This is a genomic window from Anaerovirgula multivorans (genome assembly GCF_900188145.1).
Classification (GTDB): Bacteria; Bacillota; Clostridia; order Peptostreptococcales; family Natronincolaceae; genus Anaerovirgula; species Anaerovirgula multivorans.
The window spans coordinates 328,934-349,619 of the sequence record NZ_FZOJ01000001.1; the positions used below are offsets into that span (position 1 = coordinate 328,934).

Genomic DNA, 20,686 nt, shown 5'->3' on the forward strand with positions numbered 1-20,686 from the left:
CCTCCTAACTAAATTCCCATTGTGTATAATGGATCAATATCAATACTTAAAGATATAGAAGCAGGTACAAATTTCTGTCGATTCTCCATTAATAAATACTTTAAAATAGATTTTAAAAATCTATAGGGTACATCAATATCCTTTAGCAATAATTGATATCTATATTTTTCATTCACTTTAGCAATGATGGTTGGATTAGGTCCAAAGACAATTTCATCATATTTATTATATCCTTTTGACTTTAATATATATTTTATATTATTTGCAATTTTTTTGGAAACAGTATATACCTCTTCTTCTTTTTTTCCAATAAAGTTTATATTGATCAGTTGTACAAAAGGAGGATAAAAATACTCTTTTCTAATAGGTAATTCCTCCTTATAAAAGCTATCGTAATCATGTTGTGATGCTGCAAGTATACTGTAATGCTGAGGATTATAGGTTTGAATAACTACTTTTCCCTTTTCGCTTCCTCTTCCTGCTCTCCCCGCTACCTGGGTGACTAGTTGAAAAGTCTTTTCAGATGCTCTGAAGTCTGGGAGATTTAATGAAGCGTCAGCAGAAATAACACCTACTAATGTAACATTAGGAAAATCTAAACCTTTAGAAATCATTTGGGTCCCAACAAGAATATCTATTTCCCCATTTTTGAAACTTTCAAGTATTCTTTGATGAGAACCCTTAACGCTGGTGGAATCCATATCCATTCTCCCAATAACAGCATTAGGAAAGTATCCTTCGATGATCTTTTCTATTTTTTGAGTCCCCATCCCATTATACCTTATGTGAGTACCCCCGCATGAAGGGCAAAGCTTTGGTTCCTCTCTTTTCTCTCCACAGTAATGACATTGAAGATTTTTCATATTTTTATGATAAGTCATGGTAATATCACAATGGGTACATTTTACTACGTAACCACATTGTTTACAAGAAACAAAAGTAGCATAACCTCTTCTATTTAAAAACAGTATTATTTGCTTTTTTCTATCAAGGTTTTCTTTAATCAAGGAAAAAAGTTTTTCGCTTAAAATTTCTGTGTTCCCATGATCTAATTCCTGACGCATATCAATAACCTCAACTTCCGGTAAGGTTGATGCTGTCGCTCTTTTTGCCAAGGTATGCAATAACACTTCACCTTTTTCCCCTCTATAATAGGTTTCTAAAGAAGGTGTAGCTGAGCCTAGTACTACAATTGCCCCTTCTTCTCTACTTCTGAAAGCAGCAACTTCTGCAGCATGGTACTTTGGATGATGATCCGATTTGTAAGTGCTTTCATGCTCTTCATCAATAATAATCATACCAAGCTTGTTAAAGGGAGCAAATATAGCTGACCTAGCACCAACAACAATATTTACTTTTCCCTCCACAATTCTACGCCATTCATCAAATCTTTCTCCCTCAGAAAGATTACTATGAAGTACAGCTATTCCTTCTCCAAATCTTCCATAAAATCTTTCTATTGTTTGAGGTGTTAAAGCTATTTCTGGCACTAAGACAATCCCCTGTTTTCCTTTGTTTAAAACTTCCTCAATAAGCTGTAAATATATTTCTGTCTTTCCACTGCCAGTTACCCCGTGCAACAAAAAGGTTTTTGGCTCTTCCTTATGAATATATGGTTTGATTTCATCAATAATCTCTTTTTGTTCTATATTAGGGTTAAGTTTTGGAAAGTTCTTAAACTCTAAATTTTTAAAGGGATCCCGCTTATATTCTCTTTCACTAATTGTAACATAGCCTTTGGAAACTAACGCATTTAATGAAGCTCTATTTGCTTTTAATAGGTCAAGTAATTCTTTTACCGGACATTCTCTATGTTCCTTTAAAAACAACAAAATTTCTCTCTGTCTTTTAGCATTTTTCAAGGTGTTGATTATGGTCTCAATTTCTTTCTTTTCTATAGTTAACTGTACATACTGTTGTGTTTGTATCTTTACACGAGAAGAAATTTCATAATCTATTTTAATGAATTCTTTTTCCTCTAACAGCTTTAAGGTATTATTTATATTGTTAGTTGACAATCTGCTATATAGTTTTTCTAAAGTGGCTTTACCACCTAAATCCTCTAACAATTTTAGAAGCTCCACTTGATTTTTGGAATTTTTATAGCATTTTGTTGCCCAATCTTCTTCCAATAAACAAATAGTTTTCTTTTCCTTATTGACAATCCCTGTAGGAAGAACACATTGAATCGCCTCAATATACTTGCACATATACTTATTCTTCAGCCAAACAATTAATCTTATTTGTTTTTCATTAATAATCGGTTCATCATCTATAGGATATAAGAGCTCTTTTAACTTATACTCAATCTTTTCTTCTCTTTTTATATTCATTATATAAGCTTCAAGCTTCTTATTTCCCATACCAAAGGGTACGATCACCCTCATACCCCTTTGGAGAGTATTCTGTAGTCCCTCTGGAATCTTATAATCAAATATTTTATCAGTTTGGAGACTGTTGTTGTTAACAATAACCTGTGCTATATGGATTTCTTTTTTCATTCCATCACCTCCCTGATTTAGCTTAATGCTTTGCTATTCTCTCTATTATATCAAATTTTTATCTAAATAAAAAAGAAAGAGCCTTTATTTTTGAGGCCCTTTTTATGAATGTATGTTAATAATTAATTTCCTTAACACTAGAAGCACTGTGGATTATTGATAAAATTCCTTTGTTTTATTTAAAATTTGATGGGCAATTTCTAGTTTGGTAGCTTTATCAATTTTCTTAATATGATTATTCTTATCAATTAAGCAGACAATATTGGTATCAGTACCAAATCCAGCTCCTTGTTGTGTCACGTCATTTGCTACAATAAAATCCAAATTTTTCTTAATAATTTTTTCCTTCGCATATTCAATTAAATGATCTGTTTCAGCAGCAAAGCCTACTAATACCCTGTCATCTTTTATTTTTCCTAACTCCAATAATATATCAGGGTTTCTCACTAAAGTGATCGATAAATCTCCCTCTTGTTTCTTGATTTTCTTATCAACAACGTCTTTAGGTCGATAATCAGCAACAGCAGCAGATTTAATAATAATATCCTGCTGCCTAAAATTAGACATGACAGCCTCATACATATCTAGTGTGCTTTTTATAGAAATAAACTTAACATGACAAGGTGGTGTCAAATTTGTTGGTCCTGAAACTAATGTGACCTTAGCACCTCTTTTACTTGCAGCCTCCGCTAACGCATAACCCATCTTTCCACTGGAATGATTCGTAATAAATCGAACAGGATCAATAGATTCTACTGTTGGTCCAGCTGTGATTAAAATCTTCTTACCCAACAAATCCTTGTCTTCCCTTTCTAACTCAAGGAGAAACTCTACGATTTTGCTTACTTCTGCTAGTTTTCCTGTGCCAACATCTCCACAAGCCAATCTTCCTTCTCCTGGCGGTATAAATCCATAGCCAAGATCTATTAATCTCTTCATATTTGATTGAAGTATTTGGTTCTCATACATTTTTGTATTCATAGCAGGAGCAAAAACTACTTTTGCAGTAGATGCCATAATGGTAGTAGATAATATGTCATCAGCAATCCCATGAGCTATCTTTCCAATGATATTTGCTGTAGCAGGGGCTACCAAAATGATATCAGCTTTTTGAGCAAGGGATATATGTTCTATATCCCAATATCTCGGAGTCTCAAAGAGATCAGTAATAACAGGATTTTGACTTAAAGCTTGAAAAGTATAGGGTTTAACAAATTCCATTGCAGCTTTTGTCATCATAACGTCGACATTGGCATTCAGTTTTTTAAGTTGACTTACTATATCACAAGCTTTATAAGCAGCTATTCCACCGGTTACTCCTACTACAATATTTTTCCCTGTTAACATTATTCAACAACCTTTGTACTTTTATCCTCTACAGCTGGAGTATAGGTCACCATATCTTCTACGATCTCCTGAGTGGCTATAGAAACTGGTTTATGGGAAGAAGGCTTTACTTTAGGATCATTTCCGTCTATTAACTGTCTAGCTCTTTTAGCAACAGCTACTACTAATGTATAACGACTATCTACTTTTTTCATTAAATCATTCGTTGATGGATATAACACGATATCATTCCTCCTTAAAATATTGATTTGATATTATCTTGAACTCTAGTAACTTTGCATTTTTCTGCTCTTATAATGGCTTCTACATCCTTAGTAGCCCTTTCAATATCATCGTTTACAACCGCATAGTCATATTTTATAACCTGTTCGATCTCTTCTATTGCACAACCATATCTTTTTTCAATATCTTTTTCGCTTTCTGTTCCTCTACCTACAATTCTGTTTTTTAGTTCTTCTAGTGACGGTGGGAGTATAAAAATAAAAACACCATCTTGAAATTTTTCTTTTACCTGTAACGCACCAGCAATATCTATTTCTAATAAAATATCATTGCCCTTTTCTAAATTTTCTAATACGTACTTTTTAGGAGTACCATAATAGTTGTCATATACTTTAGCGTATTCAAGGAGAGCATTCTCCTGAAGCATTCCTTCAAAATTCCCTTTAGAAATGAAATAATAATTTTCTCCGTCAGTTTCTCCCCTTCTAGGTTCTCTTGTAGTAGCAGAAATGGAAATCTTTATGTCTGGATTTAGTCTAGCTAAAGTTTTGCATATAGTACCTTTCCCTGCTCCCGAGGGTCCAGATACAACGATTAATAATCCCTTTTTTTCCATAATTATCTCCTCTTTCATACCTCTAATCACCTTCAACAGTTGTCTCCACTTCTTTATTTGAATCTTTAGCATTTAATCTATGGGCGACAGTTTCTGGTTGTACTGCAGATAAGATAATATGATCACTATCAGTTACAATAACAGCTCTTGTTCTTCGACCATATGTAGCGTCTATTAACATCCCTCTATCCCTAGCCTCTTGAATGATTCTTTTTATAGGTGCTGATTCAGGGCTAACAATAGCAATAATTCGACTAGCAGATACGATATTTCCAAAACCAATGTTGATTAACTTTATATTCATATTTTTTGCCTCCCTATTCAATATTTTGAATCTGTTCCCTTATTTTTTCCAACTCACTTTTTACATCTACTACAATATTCGAAATAGTTAGGTCATTAGCTTTTGAACCAATAGTATTTATTTCTCTATTCATTTCTTGAATAATAAAATCCAGCTTTCTTCCAACAGCTTCTTCCTGTTTCATTGATTTTTTGAATTGGCTAATATGGCTATTCAATCGAACAATTTCTTCTGTAATATTGCTTCTATCTGCAAACAATGCCACCTCCAATGCTATCCTACTCTCATCAACATCGGATTCCCCATCTAATAATTCTTTAATCCGTTTGTTTAAACGCTCCTTATGTTCCAAAACAATTTCAGGGCTTCTAACCTCTATTTTCTTTATTAACAATACAAGAGTTTCTAACCTATGAAGTAGATCTTCTTTCAACTTCAAGCCTTCCACTTGTCGCATTCCTGATAAATTATTTAAAGCGTCTATCAGTCCTTCGTTTAATAGATTCCAAATAATTTCTTCATCTTCTTCCGCTTTTTCTAGCTGTAGAACATCAGGGAATCTAGCAATGGTAGAAACTGCTATATCTTTCTCTATTTTAAAACTGTTATGGATTTCTTCTAATGCGCTAATATATTGATGAGCCAGTGCCATATCAGTAGATACCTTAACATCACTTTCTCCAATATTCTTATAATTAATATATATTTCTATTCTACCTCTTTTTATATAGTTTTTAACAACTTGTCTAATATTATCTTCCAAAAATGCAAAACTTCTAGGCATTTTAATACTTATATCCATATATCTGTGATTTACTGTTTTTAGTTCAATATTAAATTGCTTATACTCTTTTTGGACTTCGCTTCTGCCAAATCCTGTCATGCTTATCAACATAGATTTCATCCTTCCATTTTTACCTTACTTTTTATATTTTATATTCCACTTAATAGAATTACAAGGAAATTAAGCAGGATTATCGAAAAAATAAATTCCACAGCATATATCCTCTGCTGGACCCTCCATCTCTAGCTGTTGATCTTGATGAATTGTGATTTTTAGTCTGCCACCCTCAGCATCTACCCAGACAACATCTTCCACAAGATTTAATAAATGGGCTACTCCACAGACACTGGTAACTCCAGTACCACAGGCTAATGTATGACCAGCGCCACGTTCCCATGTGCCCACTTTTACATGTGTCCTATCAACAATTTGTGCAAAGTTAACATTAGTTTTTTCAGGGAATAGCCAATGGTTTTCAATCATTGGTCCATATTTCTTAATAAGATCTATATCCAATTCTTCTGTGAAGATCACCGTGTGGGGAACACCCATTAAAACAGTTGATATGATAAACTTTCTTCCTTCTATTTCTAATTCTTCATTAATAAAATCTGTTTTCTTTTCTGTTTTTACTGGAATATTACTAGGTTCTAAAATCATTTTACCCATGCTTACATTAACGGTATGCGCCTTATTATTTTTTGTAGTTATTACAACAGTCAATACTCCTGCTAAGGTTTCAATCTTAAATTCCTTTGTTTTTATCAACCCTTCATCGTAAACAAATTTAGTGAAACATCTTATACCGTTACCACACATATTTCCTCTGGAACCATCACTGTTATAATAATACATTTTAAAATCAGCTGAAGGGGATGTCGCCACAACCATTAAACCGTCAGCTCCAATACCAAATCGCCTATGGCAGCTTCTAAGGGCTAATTCCGGGAACTGATCTTCGTAGGGAAAGCTATCATACTCGATTATGATAAAGTCATTGCCAGCACCATGGAGTTTTTTAAAAGGTATATTCATTGTTTAAAGCACCTCGCTTTATTTAAAGTGTTAACAATTTTTATAAAATTCCTTCAAATTCGTAATATTTCCTTTAGTATTTAAAGCATACTAATATTATTCATAGAATGCAATAGTTTCCTTTTGAAATTTTGAAGAATCTTTAGTTTTTTGCATTCATGCTGTTTTTATGCTATATTATGATTACAAAACAATGGGAGGAATCAATCATGCCATTAGATGGATTCGTGGTTGCTGCTTTAACTCATGAACTCAGCAGCCTATTAAGCTATAATAGAATTGAGAAAATATATCAACCAGAAGTTGATGAAATAATAATAAATCTTCGCAGTCAAGGAAAAAATACAAAACTCTTATTATCCGCCAACAGTAATTATCCAAGGGTGCATTTTACCACTGCTAATAAAGAAAATCCTTCTACCCCTCCAAATTTCTGTATGCTTTTAAGAAAATATCTGCAGGGTGGAAAAATTGTTGATATTGTGCAACCAGAGTTTGAAAGAATGATCAAATTCAAGATTGAAAGTCTAGATGAATTGAATTTAGTGAAATCTAGAGAATTAATTATAGAAATGATGGGCCGCCATAGCAATATCATTCTTATAGATTGTGAAAATGATATAGTCATTGATAGTATAAAAAGGATACCCTTTGATGTTAGTCGCTTTCGTCAAATACTTCCAGGTTTGAAATATACTATGCCGCCTTCTAAAGACAAGCACAATCCTCTAGATTGTACTACCCCTGAAATCTTTAGAACATATCTTTCCGAAGCGTCTCAATTGACGATTGAGAAAGCACTTTATCATGTTTTTACTGGTGTTTCGCCTTTAATAGCAAGAGAAATCTGCTATATTGCTAAACTTCAGGAAGCTATGCTTGTAAGTAACCTATCGCCTTTTGAATTGGAAAGCTTATTTACAGCCTTTGCCTCCATGTTGAAGATGGTATTAACAAATCATTATACACCTACTATCTATATTGACACCTATAATGATAAATATATTGATTTTAGTGTTGTTCCTCTACAAAAGCTTTCCGACTTCAAAGAAAATGCTTCTTTATCCGTTAGTAGTATGTTGGAAACCTTTTATGCCAACCGTGATCAAAAAGAAAGGTTAAAACAAAAGTCCTATGATTTAAGAAAAAGTATTAGTACAAGACTAGACAGATTATATAATAAAATGCAAAACCTTCATCAAGATTTTAAAAAAGCAACAAAAGCAAATACTTATAAGATAAAAGGTGAACTTCTAACAGCGAACTTATATCAAATTACAAAAGGTGATGAAGTAATAGAATTAACAAATTATTACGATGAAAATCAAGGCAGCATGATTATAGAATTAGATAAGCGACTAACGCCCTCTCAAAATGCCCAAAGCTACTATAAAAAATATAATAAAGCTAAAACTGCTCTTTTAGAGATTGATAAACAGTTAGAAAAAACTAAGGGAGAAATTGATTATTTAGAACAAATTTTACTAAATATAGACCAATCTACTTATTTATCAGACCTTGAGGAAATACACAACGAACTCATGGAAACCGGCTATTTAAGAAAACGAATTGGCAAAAAAAGTATAGTTAGTTTTAAAAAGTCTGGATATCTTAAATATAGATCCTCTGATGGTTTAGAAGTCTTAGTTGGAAAAAACAATAAGCAAAACGATGAAATCACTTTAAAAATTGCTGATAAAGAAGATTTATGGTTTCATGTGAAGGATATGCCAGGTTCTCATGTGATCTTGAGGGTTGCCGGCAACAACTATACGGATACCTCTATATTAGAGGCGGCTACATTAGCTGCTTACTATAGCAAGGGAAAAAGCGCCACAAAAGTATCGGTGGATTATACAATCAGAAAAAATGTTCGTAAACCTAAGGGAGCTAAACCAGGTATGGTGATTTATGATCATTATTCTACTATATTAGTAGATGGAAATGAGAAAGCAATTAGCCATATGCGACAAATAGAATAATCCTATCATCTACATGCAATTTTGATGATACAACAGTAGGGAACGCCCCCCTGTGGCGTTCCTTTGTCATAGAGAAAATTACAGCATCTGAAAAATTATGATTACAGTCTTAGCAATACACCGAAGGAGAATTGTTAGAGTTATCTATACTACATAGATTCTTTATAGCTTATCAATCATAACACAGTTATCTTGGTCTACTTCTTGTAGATTCACCTTCACAACTTCATCTTTTGATGTAGGTACATTTTTTCCAACATAATCAGCTCGAATGGGTAACTCTCTATGGCCTCTATCCACCAAAACTGCCAATTGAATACTCTTAGGTCTTCCTATATCCACCAAAGCATCAAGAGCTGCTCTAACAGTCCTCCCTGTATATAATACATCATCAACTAAAATAGCTGTTTTATCACTAATATCTACATCTACTTTAGAGCCGTGAATAACCGGGTCAATGGTTTCCTTTGATAAATCATCTCTATATAATGTAATATCTACTATTCCAACAGGAACTACAGTTTCTTCTATGGACTTGATCCTCTCAGCTAGTCTGTTGGCTAAAGGCACTCCTCTTGTTTTGATACCAATTAAAATGATATCACTTGCCCCTTTGTTTTTTTCCAGTATTTCATGGGCAATTCTCGTCAATGCTCTATTTATAGCCTTATCGTCCATTAGTTGTACCTGTTTTTTCATTTTTTCACCCCATTTTATAATAAAAATTATTAAGATCTTATTATGGTTTAATCGTGCTACTTCTTAAAACCCTTAATACTTTTTCAAAGCTAGGAGGTAAAGGAGCCTCAAACTCCATATATTCTCCTTTTGTAGGGTGAACAAATCCTAATACTTTTGCATGAAGAGCTTGTCCTGATAAGTTAAATTTCGTTGTTTTGCCGCCATAGATGTCATCACCAAGCAATGGATGCTTTATATAGGATAAATGTACCCTGATTTGATGGGTTCTCCCAGTTTCTAATTTTGCTTCAACATATGTATGATCCTTAAATCTCTCTAGAATGTTAATATGGGTAATTGCCCTTCTACCATCCTGTACCACCGCCATTTTAAGTCGATGAATAGGATGTCTGCCGATGGGTGCATCAATGGTTGCTTTGTTTTCTTTTATAATTCCAAGGGTAATCGCATGATACTTTCTGGTGATAGAATGTTCCTTCAATTGCTCTGCTAAAGATTTATGGGAATGATTATTTTTTGCAACCATCAGCAGACCAGAAGTGTCTTTATCAATTCGATGTACAATTCCCGGACGTATCACCCCATTAATAGAAGATAGACTTCCTTTGCAATGATATAACAAGGCGTTCACTAAAGTACCTTTATAGTTACCGGGAGCAGGATGTACAACCATATCTTGAGGTTTATTGAGAACAATTACATCTTCATCTTCGTAGACTACATCGATTGGAATATCTTGGGGTTGTACCTCTAATTCTCTAGCAGGTGGAATAAGAACCTCTATTTCATCTCCACCTTTAACAATATATCTACTTTTTTGAGGCTTTTGATTTACTTTTATCAAATCATCTTTTACTAATTTTTGAATATAGCTTCTGCTCAAATCTTGATATTGATCTGCAATATAAACATCAAGTCTAACCCCTTCATCCTCTTCCGATACATAAAACATTTCCCTTTCCAAAACTTACATCTCCTTTTGGTCTAGCTTATCATATTTTAATATAACGTAAGCCACCAATATTTGCCCAATAACGATAGCAGAATCAGCAATGTTGAAAACCGGCCATACTCGAAAATCGAAAAAGTCTATTACAAAACCATATAGAACTCTATCTATTAAGTTGCCAATAGCCCCGCCAATGATTAGACTAAGACCAATCATCATAGCTCTTGGATATTTCCTATGCTTTCTAAAATAAAAAATAATAGCTCCAACAATAAGAACTGTTAAAATGATAAAAAACCATCTTTGATGCTGAAGAACACCAAATGCTGCTCCTCTATTTTCAACATAGGTTAAATGAAATATATTCCTTATTATTGGTATCTCACCAGGATCTTTTAAATAGTTTACTACTAATATTTTACTCACTTGATCTAGTATTAATACAATCAAAGATAACACGTAATTCATAGTTAAGCCCCTTTCCTATGCAATTTCTCTAATGATTATATCATTAGAAAAAGAAAAAAGATACAAAAAGTACCTTTTTCTTATTCAAAATCCTTCTTTCTCTTTCCTTCGCCCTTTGTCTCAGGTAATTGTTGTTTATAATGACCTTCTGTTATTTTATCGGTCCTTTCAACAATGCCTATACTATCATCATCAAATACTCCTTGGTTATCAGCGGTAGAAAAGGAAGGATCGCTTTTTACCTCATTAAATTTTGCCACCTCTTGATAGGCATCTTCTCCATCGAACCCAGTATAATCATCATCGTTTTTATAAGTCCTACCAAAGGGAGGTCTTAATAGTCTTTCTTCGACTGGCCTATTAGCATCGGAATCATATAAAGCAACTTCATGTTCTTCACATTTCATACAAGTATCAGCTTCAGGCATGATTTCTAGTCTTTCCTCTGCTATTTCAGCACCACACCCCTGACATATACCATATTCATCGGTTTCTATTTTTTGTAAAGCTTCTTCTATTTCATTTAATCTATACTTCTCATTATTCTCCAAGTTTGCTTGCATAGCCGCCATAAACATTTCAGTTCCTAAATCAGCAGGATGATTATCGTAGGCAGATAGCTCTTCTGTGTATTCTTTCATGGAGGCACTATGAGGCTGATGATCTTCCATTCGTTTTAAGGTATCTAAAATGTTTTTTTTCTCCTGTAATAGCAATTTCTTAAAATGATTTTTCTTCTGTATATCCAAGGCATGATTCCTCCTATCTGTAGTTTTCAATAATATCGATTAAATCTGCTATAAGTTTTCCTATAACAGGTAGGTTTACCCAACTTTTTAAAATATAGGCCAGTAGTGCTATAATTAGACCTGTTAATAAAGTAAAACCAATACCCATTCCTATGCCTCGTACTAATCCTAGAAGAAAATTCATGAAAATAAGCCGCTTAGGATTAGAATTCATCTCCACATACTCAGCTATTCTCATATTATCCATTTTTCTTGATAAATTTTCTAATTTATCTCCTATATTAGGTTTCTTTTTATTGTTAGGCATAGTACGTTTCTCCTCCATTTTAATATTTTAACCTTTTTATTTCATTTTATCCTTTGGTGTATTGCTAAGACTCCCGCTTTTAATTTAATAATCAGTTGTTAAAATATTGGCTTGAAAACTTAACAGATTGAAGTATTATTATTGAAACCTGTAGAGGAATATCAGCTTTTCGTTACATTTGATTTAACATATGAATAACGATATCCTTTGAATGATTAGATGCTTCTTTGACAAATTCATTAAAGTTATTATGAGCAGATCCATCAGCTTTATCTGACATTGTTCTAATAATAACAAAGGGAATACTGTTTAAAAAACAGGTATGCCCAATAGCTGCACCCTCCATCTCTGTACAATATCCTTGAAAAACTGATTCTAGTTTATTCTTTAGTTCAGGGCTACTTACGAAAATATCGCCAGATACAATTTTTCCCTGTAATACTTTTTGGCTCTGCAATACCTTTTTAGCTGCTTCATAGGCTTTACTTACCAAAACCTCATCAGCTTTAAAGATTGAAGTTTCCATTCTTGGGATCTCTCCTACTTTATATCCAAAACCTGTTACGTCAAAATCATGTTGCTGCACATCTGAAGAAATAACAACATCTAATACTTCTAATTCTTGATTAACAGCACCAGCTACACCTGTATTAATAATACAAGAGACGTCTAACTGACCAATGAGTATTTGGGTACACACTGCAGCATTTACTTTTCCAATCCCACATCTTACTAAAACTATGTTCCGCTGATTTAATTCTCCAATATAGAAATCCATATTAGCCATACTTACTATCTCTTTAATATTCATCTCTTCCTTTAAAATTTCAATTTCTTCATCCATTGCTCCGATAATTCCTACTCTACTCATAATTTACCTCCCTTTTCAATGCTACTGAAACATTTTTCCACTCTGTGAGAGTGACTGACACCAAATCAAAGATTTGGGTCATCTACTTTTATGATAGTTTACTACAATTCATTCACTTCTTATGTAAGTTTTTATTAACAAACCAAAATCTCGTTCATAGTATGATTAGAACGAGATTTTTTTTGTAATTTAACCCTCCTGCATCTCTTCTTTAGGCTCCATTAACGTCTCTAGCTGAGACTGCAATAAAGTTTTATATCGGGTTTTAAATATTTCCATTTGCCTTTTTATTTCATCATACTCACTTCTTATACCCTGAACATCTCGATCAGCCTTGTTAATAATCTCTTTTGCTTTCATTTCAGCCTCTTCAATAATCAGTTGTGACTTTTTAGATGCGCTACTTTTCACTTCTTCTGCAGTGTTTTGTGCAACCACCAATGTGTTTTTCAAGGTTTCCTCTAAGTTTTTATACTGTTCCACTTGTTGATGGGCTTTTTCTACTTTATCCTTCAACTCAGAGCTTTCCTTGAATAATTTTTCGTAATGTACCATGATTTCATCTAAAAATTCATCTACCTCATCTTCTTTATAGCCTCTAAATCCCTTTTTGAACTCCTTATTTTGAATGTCCAAAGGTGTTAGCATAAAAAATCACCTCCATTATGTTATATTGGTTTCCTGAGCTTTATATGTATTCTACCTGATTTTGTTTTACCTTGAATATCATCAACAATGACTCTTCCTTTTCCTCTAACAGAAATGACATCCCCCACATCTATCTCATGGAAATTCTTACTAGCAACACCCCAGTTAATATATACCTTTTCCTTACTTACTAAGGTTTGGGCCTCTGATCTAGGAATCCTAAACCCAAGGCTAACTATACTATCTAACCTAAGAGAAGCAACACTTCCAGATATTTCTTTATAGTTATCTGCTAATAATTTTATTTCTTCAAATTCTACTTCTTTCGTAGAGACAGAAACATTTTTTACTTGATTCAGCTGAAATATAACATAATCTTTAAGATCCTCTTGTAAGACGATATGACAAATCTTTTCACTAACGATGATATCCCCAACTTTTTCACGTTTTATACCTAAAGAAAGTAATGCCCCTAAATAATCTCTATGATTTAACGTGTTGAATTGCGAAGCAGAAGCTACCTCTAGGACAATTAACGGAATAGGGATAGATTCAATAGACATATAATCCTGAAAAATAATTAAGATTTTTCGTTCTGCCTCCTCATACCCGCCTGTTTCAATCCATCGAATCTCTTGAAAAGCATTTAAAATATCTGTAGCTGCCTTTAATTCATATGGATTTAGGAAGTCCGTTATCTTAATGTCATGATTCTTTATTACCGCCTCCACCTTATCTAGAATCTTAATCAAAAGGTGCTTTAAATCGCTATCAATAATATGCTGTACATAGCTTTCTTTTTGAATCACAGGGCAATTACCAACCTTACTATCATTGAGTAAGCCATGTTAATCAATAATATTGCTAAAATCGGAGAAAAATCTATCATTCCATTATAACCTAATTTATGGATCAAATTTCTCACTGGTGATAAAATAGGTTCAGTTACTCCATAAATAAACTGTACCAATGTACTATGAGGATTAGGATTTACCCATGAAAAAACAACTCGAACCAGTATAAAAATATTCATTAATCTTGCCAAATAGTATAATGCATTTACAATGTCACGGGTTGCAAACAAACAGAATCACTCTCCTTTATTATTTCTGCCAAGGAAACACGCCTTTATTCTTCAGCTCCTCTTTAATATTACCTGTAATATCTACATTATTAGGAGCTAATATAAATATTCCTGTAGAAACTTTTTGTATATTTCCATCTAATGCATAAATAGCACCGTTTAAAAAGTCAAAAAACTTCTTTGCCAATTCTGCATCAATATTTTCTAAATTAATAATTACAGGTTTTCTATTTTTTAAACTATCCACGATACCTGGAACTTCGTCAAAGTTACTTGGTTCATAGAGAACAACCTTCATCTGGGTAGTCGTATGAATATTTAACACTTTGTTTTTTTTACTATTGCTGAAAACAGGTGTCATTTCCTCCTGTGAATTTAAGGCTTCATCTTCCTCCATCTCTTCTTCTTCAAAAACATCTAATCCTATAAAATATTTAACTTTATCCATTAATTTTCCTGACATGAATCTCCCTCCTAAAATTAATAATTCCGTTCTCCAAAAATTTTACTGCCAATTCTTACTAGACTTGCCCCTTCTTCTATTGCTACTTCAAAATCATTTGACATTCCCATTGATAAATAATGCATTTTGATATTATGTATTTTCTTCTCCTTAATATCATTGGATAATTGTTTTAGCTTTTTGAAAAAAACTCTTACCTCTTCTGGTTCATCAGTATAAGGAGCCATTGTCATTAAGCCCACAATCTCTATATGTTTCAACAAACTAATCCTATGTAATAATTCATCTACATCCTTAGGCTCTACCCCATATTTCGATTCTTCTCCTGACACATTTACCTGTAATAAACATTGCATTACTTGTCCAATTTGTTTTGCTCTTTTGTCAATTTCATCTGCTAGTTCATAGGAATCTAAAGAATGTATCAAAGCTACTTTATCTATAATGTATTTCACCTTATTTTTTTGTAGATGTCCTATCATATGCCATTTAACTTTATCACCTATTATTTCATATTTTCTGGTTAATTCCTGAACCTTATTCTCACCTACGTGAGTAACACCAAGTTCAATGGCTCTTTCCATAGCTTCTGGTTCTACTGTTTTTGTCACTGCTATTAACTGAACCTCTTGGAGATTCCTATCGGCCTTAACTACTGCTTTCTGGATTTTTTCCTGAACATCTTTAAGATTCATTTCAATATCTACTGCCAACGGTCTTCCTCCTTTGTAATACTAACGTATTCTGTCACCTTGACTGATTTTTTCTGCATTTGTTACAATTTCATCGTAAAAATTAATCGTGTTAATTCTACTGTTTTCACCATTATTACTTTCCTCAAAAAATCCATTATATATTATTGAATACTCTCTATTACTTCCTTTTATCTTAACAGGAATAAACCTTGAGAATCCATTAACATCTAACCTAAATACACCTTGTTTTCCCTCTTGCTCTATGATTGCAGTATTTGGGATCATGATTCCCTCAAAGCTAGTTTTTATCATATCAAAGGTAATCACTCTTTTACTATAAAATTCCTCCATAAACTCTGTTAGGTCTAATACAATCATGGCATCCTCGCCATCTTCATGTATAATCCTTCTAATCATTGCTTTATACTCTTTACTTTCGCCTCGCTGTCTTAATTTTATACTCTTTCCTTCCTCTAACTGTTGTATATCTTTTTCTTTTAATGCTGTAATAATACTCCACTTATGGTCTTGAATAATCCTTAAACTAATTTCTTGATCCCCATCATCATTAGAATTTAATGGTTTGATACTATTTTTTATAGTTTCATATTCTTGTAATGTAAAATCCTCTAAATTATTTAGGGTTAATAAGTCTTCTAAACCGTCACTGCCAATAGCAACAATCCCTGGAAATTCACTATAGATAGCTTCTTCCGAAGCACTAACTTTTTCCTGTAGAGATTTTCGTTGTTGTTCCAATTGTTCTAGGTTTTTTCCAGAAAAACTCTTCTCACCGGTAATGATACTCTTTTTTTCTATTAACAGGGATAGATTTTCTTTTAATGAATACACCTTTTCATATTCTTCATCTTTAATGAGTTGCTGTATTTCTCTAGACACAGCCGCTATATCACTTTCAATTTTTTCAATGTCTTTATGAAAAAGCTGCTGTTCCGGTTGCTTATCTTTGATACTCTCTATCCTTAAGTTGATTATTTCCAAATCCTTTGAAGTTTTTTCATCTAAGTCATTAAAATGTAGAGTAGCCAGTTTTTGACCCTTCCTAACCTTTTCTCCCTCTTTTGTTAAAAGAACGATCTCTCCTTCGCCTAGATGTTTTATTACTTTTTCATCTCTTACGATGTATCCTTCTGTTGATACTACGGCTTCTATTTTACCATATTCAGCTACGTATGTCTTATTGGTTGCTTGGCTAAAAAAAGGAGGCATGCGAGATAGAAGATAGAATAGCACAATGATGATTGTAAACAACCTACTAATTATCTTTAATGGCGATCTTTTTTTTATTTTTTTCTTTTTATACAAAAACATCACCTACCTGCTAATTATTATATACTAATTCTGCATAATCCTTAAAATTCCTTCATCTAATATAATAAATTTTGTAATTAGCTAGTACTATATACAAAAATCCACCCTTTAAGGATGGATTAAATTTAATGTGTAGATTATATATGGTTTTCTCATTTACATTTAAGTTTAAAATTTTAAGCTGTAATTGCTATAGATTGTATGCTTCAAATAGAAGCATCAGTAGTCCAAAAAAGCATCCTACTAATAAAGAAAACTCAATGATGCTCATGATAGCCTCATAAATAAAATAATACTGTTGTCTTTTCAATTCTTTAATCGTTAGTTTTTCTTCAAAGTGGTTCCTTGTTTCCATAAATTTCTTCTCCTAATCATTTGTTCTATATACCTATTATATTTATATTGTTCTAAATAATTTTTTATGTATTCATCTATATAATTAATATATTATAGCTTACTGAATTTCTTGACAAAAAAATAGACTAGCGTTGTTTTTCTAGTCTATAGTTATTGGTATAGTCGGGTTTTTATGTATTATATATGCTATCTAATGATAGGTTTATTAGCAAGCTTTAATTGAACCATCTTATCTAATTCTTCTTCTGTAATATCTCTGAAGGTTCTAAATTCATACCCCTTCTCCTTAAAGGATGTTATGATTTCTGGTAATATCTCAGCTACTCTGGTATTTCGAGACACATCATGAAATAGTACTACAATAAAATCTTTATTGTTAGCTCCGTTTATTACGTTTTCAACCATTTTAGTTTTATTATTATAATCCGACCCTGCATCACCTGATGAAACATTCCAATCGATATAGTAATATCCTTTTTCCTTAACATCCTCTGTTAACCTGGGCATAAACTGTTTACCTCCATATTTAAAAGAGCTTTGATTGGAGGAGCCTCCTGGAAAACGAAAAACAGGTGGCACTTCAATACCCAGTATGTTATTAAGCGTTTCTTCTACCTTATAAAAATCCTCGTAAAATGTTTCAAAGGTACTATAAATAGCATAATCATGAGTATGGGAGTGAGGTAATATCATATTACCTTCTAAATAAGTTCTTTTTATAAGATCTGGATTTTCTTCAGCCAACCTGCCTATAACAAAGAAGGTAGCCTGTACATTATTTTCATTTAAAATTCTTAAAATCTCTGGTGTTAAGGTAGTTGGTCCATCATCAAAGGTAAGAAATACTTTTTTTGAGGATGTATGATCATCATTGCTACTAGCCTTCTCTTCTGATTTCTTATTAACACTTTCACTTTCTTCTATAGTATTGTTCATATTTGTATCAGTTTCTTCATGATCTTGAATTTCTTCTTGAATTTCTTCTTGAATTTCTTCTTGAATTTCTTCTGCATCTATAGATTCCTCTACTACGTCCACCTTCTCTTCAACTACATCTTCATATCTGGCTTCAGCACCAGCACTGGCTGAATGCTGATTATTTTCAGAGAAAGTAAACCCTCCAATTAAACAAAAAATTATTATGCTTAAAACAATCGCTAGTCTTTTCATCTTAATCTCTCCAGTCCGTGGGTTTTCTTTTGTCATACTTAATTATAAAAAGGTGTATATCTATATTTCTACTTCTGCTGAAAGAACACCTTCTAAATTTCTTAAATTTCTACAAAATATAATGTTTTTTCGACTTTTTCACATATAATTCCATGTTACAAGACACCATGCCTTCTTCAATATCTTTAAAACCATTCTTCCATCGTTTTAGCTTTTCTTAAATTAAATTAACCTGCTGACTTGAATGATATGGTCTTCTTTTTAGATGTCTAAAATATATACTTCTATATTTTTTCAAATAAAAAAGAGTGTTTTTTCAACACTCAGTATATAGCAATCCTTCAAATTAATAAAAAGTTTTATTATATATGTAATTATTCATAATGATAGCATTATCGTTTTAGATTGCAACATTGCAAATTATCCTAAATTCATTGCCTTGGAAATAGTAAAATTTCTACAAATTGTTTATTGCTTTGTCGAAAGCTATTTTAACTTAAAAATCTATATCCTAAAATATAGCTATGTTATCATAAATTTTAATATACTAAGGGCTACATTTGTAGCCCATGGGTTTTTGGGCGAAACCATAGACCGTGTATATCAAAAGTAGATGACCCAAATCTTTGATTTGCTGTCAGTCACTTTCACAAAGTGCAATTAAAGTTTAAAATTGGTTATCTATAGTGGTTTAAGATATAGACCTTTAGTTTATGTAAAAATTCTTATTCTTTGAATCCTATTTCGTTCAATGCATTCCACAGTTATTTTTATGCTCTCATATTGAATGGTTTCACCGTTCCTAGGTAACCGTCCTAATTCCCCAATGATAAAACCTCCTATTGAATCAAAATCCTGCGATTCCAATTCAATTCCTAACATTTCATTTACTGTATTAATTCTCGTACTTCCTTCAACTATATACTCATTTTCCTTTACTACTTTTATTTCATCATCTAGTTCGTCATATTCATCCTGGATATCACCGACGATTTCTTCAATTAAATCTTCAATGGTAATAATCCCTGCCGTGCCACCATATTCGTCTAATACAATCGCCATGTGAACCCATTTTTTTTTCATTTCCTTAAAGACATCACTAATTTTTTTAAATTCAAAAGTATAAAAGGGTTTCCTTATATGATTTTCAATAGAAAAATTTTCATTATTAATATCTAAAAATACTAAATCTTTAGTATTCAATGTACCAATAATATGATCAATACCATCTTTAAAAACTGGGTATCTTGAGAATTGTTGATCTTTAACTATTTCCATTACTTCCTGATAACTAGCTTCCACATCAAGTGCAACGATATCTGTTCGTTGAATCATAATATCCTTGATCTGCAAATCACCAAATTCAAAGACATTGTGAATCATTTGCTTCTCTTCTATTTCTAAAACGCCTTCTTCTTGACTGACTGTAACAATTGTCCTTAATTCCTCTTCAGTGATAAATGGTTGTTTTTTATTAATTTTTATTCCTAATGTTGTAATAAACATATTTGTCGTATAAGTTAATACCAAAACGATAGGATTTAATATCTTTACCATTAATGCTATTGGTCTAATAACCTTTAAGGAAACCTTCTCAGGGTATTGTGCTGCAATTGATTTTGGAGTTATTTCACCGAATATCAATACGAGTATTGTCATGGTCACTGTAGCTATAGCTATACCTGAAGTTGGGAAAAATCGAATAGATATAGAGGTAGCTAAAGCAGAAGCCGCGATATTAACAAGATTATTGCCCAACAAAATTGCGCCTAATAATCTACTAGGGTCTTTGATGAATTTATTAATTATTTCTGCTCTCTTTATTTTTTCCTCCATCATATGTCTAACTCTAATTTTGCTCAATGACATTAATGCAGTTTCTGACGCAGAAAAAAAGCCGGACAATAAAAGCAGCACCATCAATAGGATCAATTGCCACGTGTTTCCATAATCCATCATCAGCGATCCTCCTAAATAGCATATTATGTTTTAGCATTATTAAATTTGAATATTATTATACTGAATAATTATAATTTCAATCTATATTTTTCACTAATACTCGTATATGTCTCTGTAACTCTATATAATATATTCGCTGGT

At 32.5% G+C, this 20,686-nt stretch carries 23 protein-coding genes; 1 reads left to right on the forward strand and 22 read right to left on the reverse strand.

The genetic code is table 11. From position 1 onward, the window contains the following. Positions 1-8 precede the first annotated feature (8 nt). The 7 genes from priA to dapF all read right to left on the reverse strand — a co-directional run bounded on the left by priA (position 9) and on the right by dapF (position 6,809). Complete coding sequence (priA, locus tag CHB72_RS01745) at positions 9-2,501, reverse strand: primosomal protein N' (RefSeq protein WP_089281133.1); 2,493 nt, start codon at positions 2,499-2,501, stop codon at positions 9-11. A 153-nt stretch (positions 2,502-2,654) separates the two neighbouring features. Next, complete coding sequence (gene coaBC / locus CHB72_RS01750) at positions 2,655-3,848, reverse strand: bifunctional phosphopantothenoylcysteine decarboxylase/phosphopantothenate--cysteine ligase CoaBC (protein ID WP_089281134.1); 1,194 nt, start codon at positions 3,846-3,848, stop codon at positions 2,655-2,657. Then, positions 3,848-4,069: a DNA-directed RNA polymerase subunit omega gene (gene rpoZ, locus CHB72_RS01755; RefSeq protein WP_089281135.1), complete on the reverse strand. Its 222-nt coding sequence runs from the start codon at positions 4,067-4,069 to the stop codon at positions 3,848-3,850. Before rpoZ ends, coaBC begins: the two co-directional genes overlap by 1 nt. Before the next feature lie 14 nt (positions 4,070-4,083). Then, complete coding sequence (gmk, locus tag CHB72_RS01760; protein WP_089281206.1) at positions 4,084-4,686, reverse strand: guanylate kinase; 603 nt, start codon at positions 4,684-4,686, stop codon at positions 4,084-4,086. Positions 4,687-4,708: 22 nt separating this feature from the next. Beyond that, positions 4,709-4,990 carry an extracellular matrix/biofilm regulator RemA gene (gene remA / locus CHB72_RS01765; RefSeq protein WP_089281136.1) on the reverse strand — a complete coding sequence of 94 codons (282 nt, stop codon included), beginning with the start codon at positions 4,988-4,990 and terminating at the stop codon, positions 4,709-4,711. Positions 4,991-5,003: 13 nt separating this feature from the next. Continuing rightward, positions 5,004-5,885, reverse strand: a complete 882-nt coding sequence (locus CHB72_RS01770; protein ID WP_089281137.1) for a YicC/YloC family endoribonuclease — start codon at positions 5,883-5,885, stop codon at positions 5,004-5,006. A 69-nt stretch (positions 5,886-5,954) separates the two neighbouring features. Continuing rightward, on the reverse strand, positions 5,955-6,809 hold the full coding sequence (gene dapF / locus CHB72_RS01775) for a diaminopimelate epimerase (RefSeq protein ID WP_089281138.1): 855 nt from the start codon (positions 6,807-6,809) through the stop codon (positions 5,955-5,957). Positions 6,810-7,018: 209 nt separating this feature from the next. On the opposite strand from dapF, the gene CHB72_RS01780 reads away from it, so the two are divergent. Next, positions 7,019-8,791, forward strand: coding sequence for an Rqc2 family fibronectin-binding protein (locus CHB72_RS01780; RefSeq protein WP_089281139.1), 1,773 nt, complete (start codon positions 7,019-7,021; stop codon positions 8,789-8,791). A gap of 162 nt (positions 8,792-8,953) precedes the next feature. Here the strand turns inward: CHB72_RS01780 and pyrR are convergent, their stop codons facing one another. The 15 genes from pyrR to CHB72_RS01850 form a co-directional block, all read right to left on the reverse strand. Further along, the gene (gene pyrR, locus CHB72_RS01785; RefSeq protein ID WP_089281140.1) at positions 8,954-9,490 is read right to left on the reverse strand and encodes a bifunctional pyr operon transcriptional regulator/uracil phosphoribosyltransferase PyrR; all 537 of its coding nucleotides are present in this window, start codon (positions 9,488-9,490) and stop codon (positions 8,954-8,956) included. Between the two features lie 40 nt (positions 9,491-9,530). After that, the gene (locus CHB72_RS01790) at positions 9,531-10,445 is read right to left on the reverse strand and encodes an RluA family pseudouridine synthase (protein ID WP_089281207.1); all 915 of its coding nucleotides are present in this window, start codon (positions 10,443-10,445) and stop codon (positions 9,531-9,533) included. Between the two features lie 15 nt (positions 10,446-10,460). After that, positions 10,461-10,910 (reverse strand): signal peptidase II, encoded by a 450-nt coding sequence (gene lspA, locus CHB72_RS01795; protein ID WP_089281141.1) that lies wholly within the window; start codon positions 10,908-10,910, stop codon positions 10,461-10,463. Positions 10,911-10,990: 80 nt separating this feature from the next. Beyond that, positions 10,991-11,659, reverse strand: a complete 669-nt coding sequence (locus CHB72_RS01800; protein ID WP_089281142.1) for a TraR/DksA C4-type zinc finger protein — start codon at positions 11,657-11,659, stop codon at positions 10,991-10,993. Positions 11,660-11,672: 13 nt separating this feature from the next. Beyond that, complete coding sequence (locus CHB72_RS01805; RefSeq protein WP_089281143.1) at positions 11,673-11,966, reverse strand: DUF5665 domain-containing protein; 294 nt, start codon at positions 11,964-11,966, stop codon at positions 11,673-11,675. Positions 11,967-12,138: 172 nt separating this feature from the next. Next, positions 12,139-12,837, reverse strand: coding sequence for a 5'-methylthioadenosine/adenosylhomocysteine nucleosidase (locus CHB72_RS01810; RefSeq protein ID WP_089281144.1), 699 nt, complete (start codon positions 12,835-12,837; stop codon positions 12,139-12,141). Between the two features lie 189 nt (positions 12,838-13,026). Next, complete coding sequence (locus CHB72_RS01815; protein ID WP_089281145.1) at positions 13,027-13,485, reverse strand: DivIVA domain-containing protein; 459 nt, start codon at positions 13,483-13,485, stop codon at positions 13,027-13,029. A 20-nt stretch (positions 13,486-13,505) separates the two neighbouring features. Next, the gene (locus CHB72_RS01820; RefSeq protein WP_089281146.1) at positions 13,506-14,294 is read right to left on the reverse strand and encodes a YlmH family RNA-binding protein; all 789 of its coding nucleotides are present in this window, start codon (positions 14,292-14,294) and stop codon (positions 13,506-13,508) included. After that, on the reverse strand, positions 14,291-14,569 hold the full coding sequence (locus CHB72_RS01825; protein WP_089281147.1) for a YggT family protein: 279 nt from the start codon (positions 14,567-14,569) through the stop codon (positions 14,291-14,293). The genes CHB72_RS01820 and CHB72_RS01825 overlap by 4 nt, the downstream gene beginning before the upstream one ends. A gap of 19 nt (positions 14,570-14,588) precedes the next feature. Further along, positions 14,589-15,032 carry a cell division protein SepF gene (locus tag CHB72_RS01830; RefSeq protein ID WP_089281148.1) on the reverse strand — a complete coding sequence of 148 codons (444 nt, stop codon included), beginning with the start codon at positions 15,030-15,032 and terminating at the stop codon, positions 14,589-14,591. 17 nt (positions 15,033-15,049) lie between these two features. Then, the gene (locus CHB72_RS01835) at positions 15,050-15,727 is read right to left on the reverse strand and encodes a YggS family pyridoxal phosphate-dependent enzyme (protein WP_089281208.1); all 678 of its coding nucleotides are present in this window, start codon (positions 15,725-15,727) and stop codon (positions 15,050-15,052) included. Positions 15,728-15,766: 39 nt separating this feature from the next. Continuing rightward, on the reverse strand, positions 15,767-17,059 hold the full coding sequence (locus CHB72_RS01840) for an HlyD family efflux transporter periplasmic adaptor subunit (RefSeq protein ID WP_089281149.1): 1,293 nt from the start codon (positions 17,057-17,059) through the stop codon (positions 15,767-15,769). Between the two features lie 190 nt (positions 17,060-17,249). Further along, on the reverse strand, positions 17,250-17,414 hold the full coding sequence (locus CHB72_RS26165; protein WP_176431133.1) for a hypothetical protein: 165 nt from the start codon (positions 17,412-17,414) through the stop codon (positions 17,250-17,252). A 188-nt stretch (positions 17,415-17,602) separates the two neighbouring features. Next, on the reverse strand, positions 17,603-18,586 hold the full coding sequence (locus tag CHB72_RS01845; RefSeq protein ID WP_207652470.1) for a polysaccharide deacetylase family protein: 984 nt from the start codon (positions 18,584-18,586) through the stop codon (positions 17,603-17,605). Between the two features lie 711 nt (positions 18,587-19,297). After that, positions 19,298-20,545: a hemolysin family protein gene (locus CHB72_RS01850; protein ID WP_330396965.1), complete on the reverse strand. Its 1,248-nt coding sequence runs from the start codon at positions 20,543-20,545 to the stop codon at positions 19,298-19,300. Between the last annotated feature and the right edge of the window lie 141 nt (positions 20,546-20,686).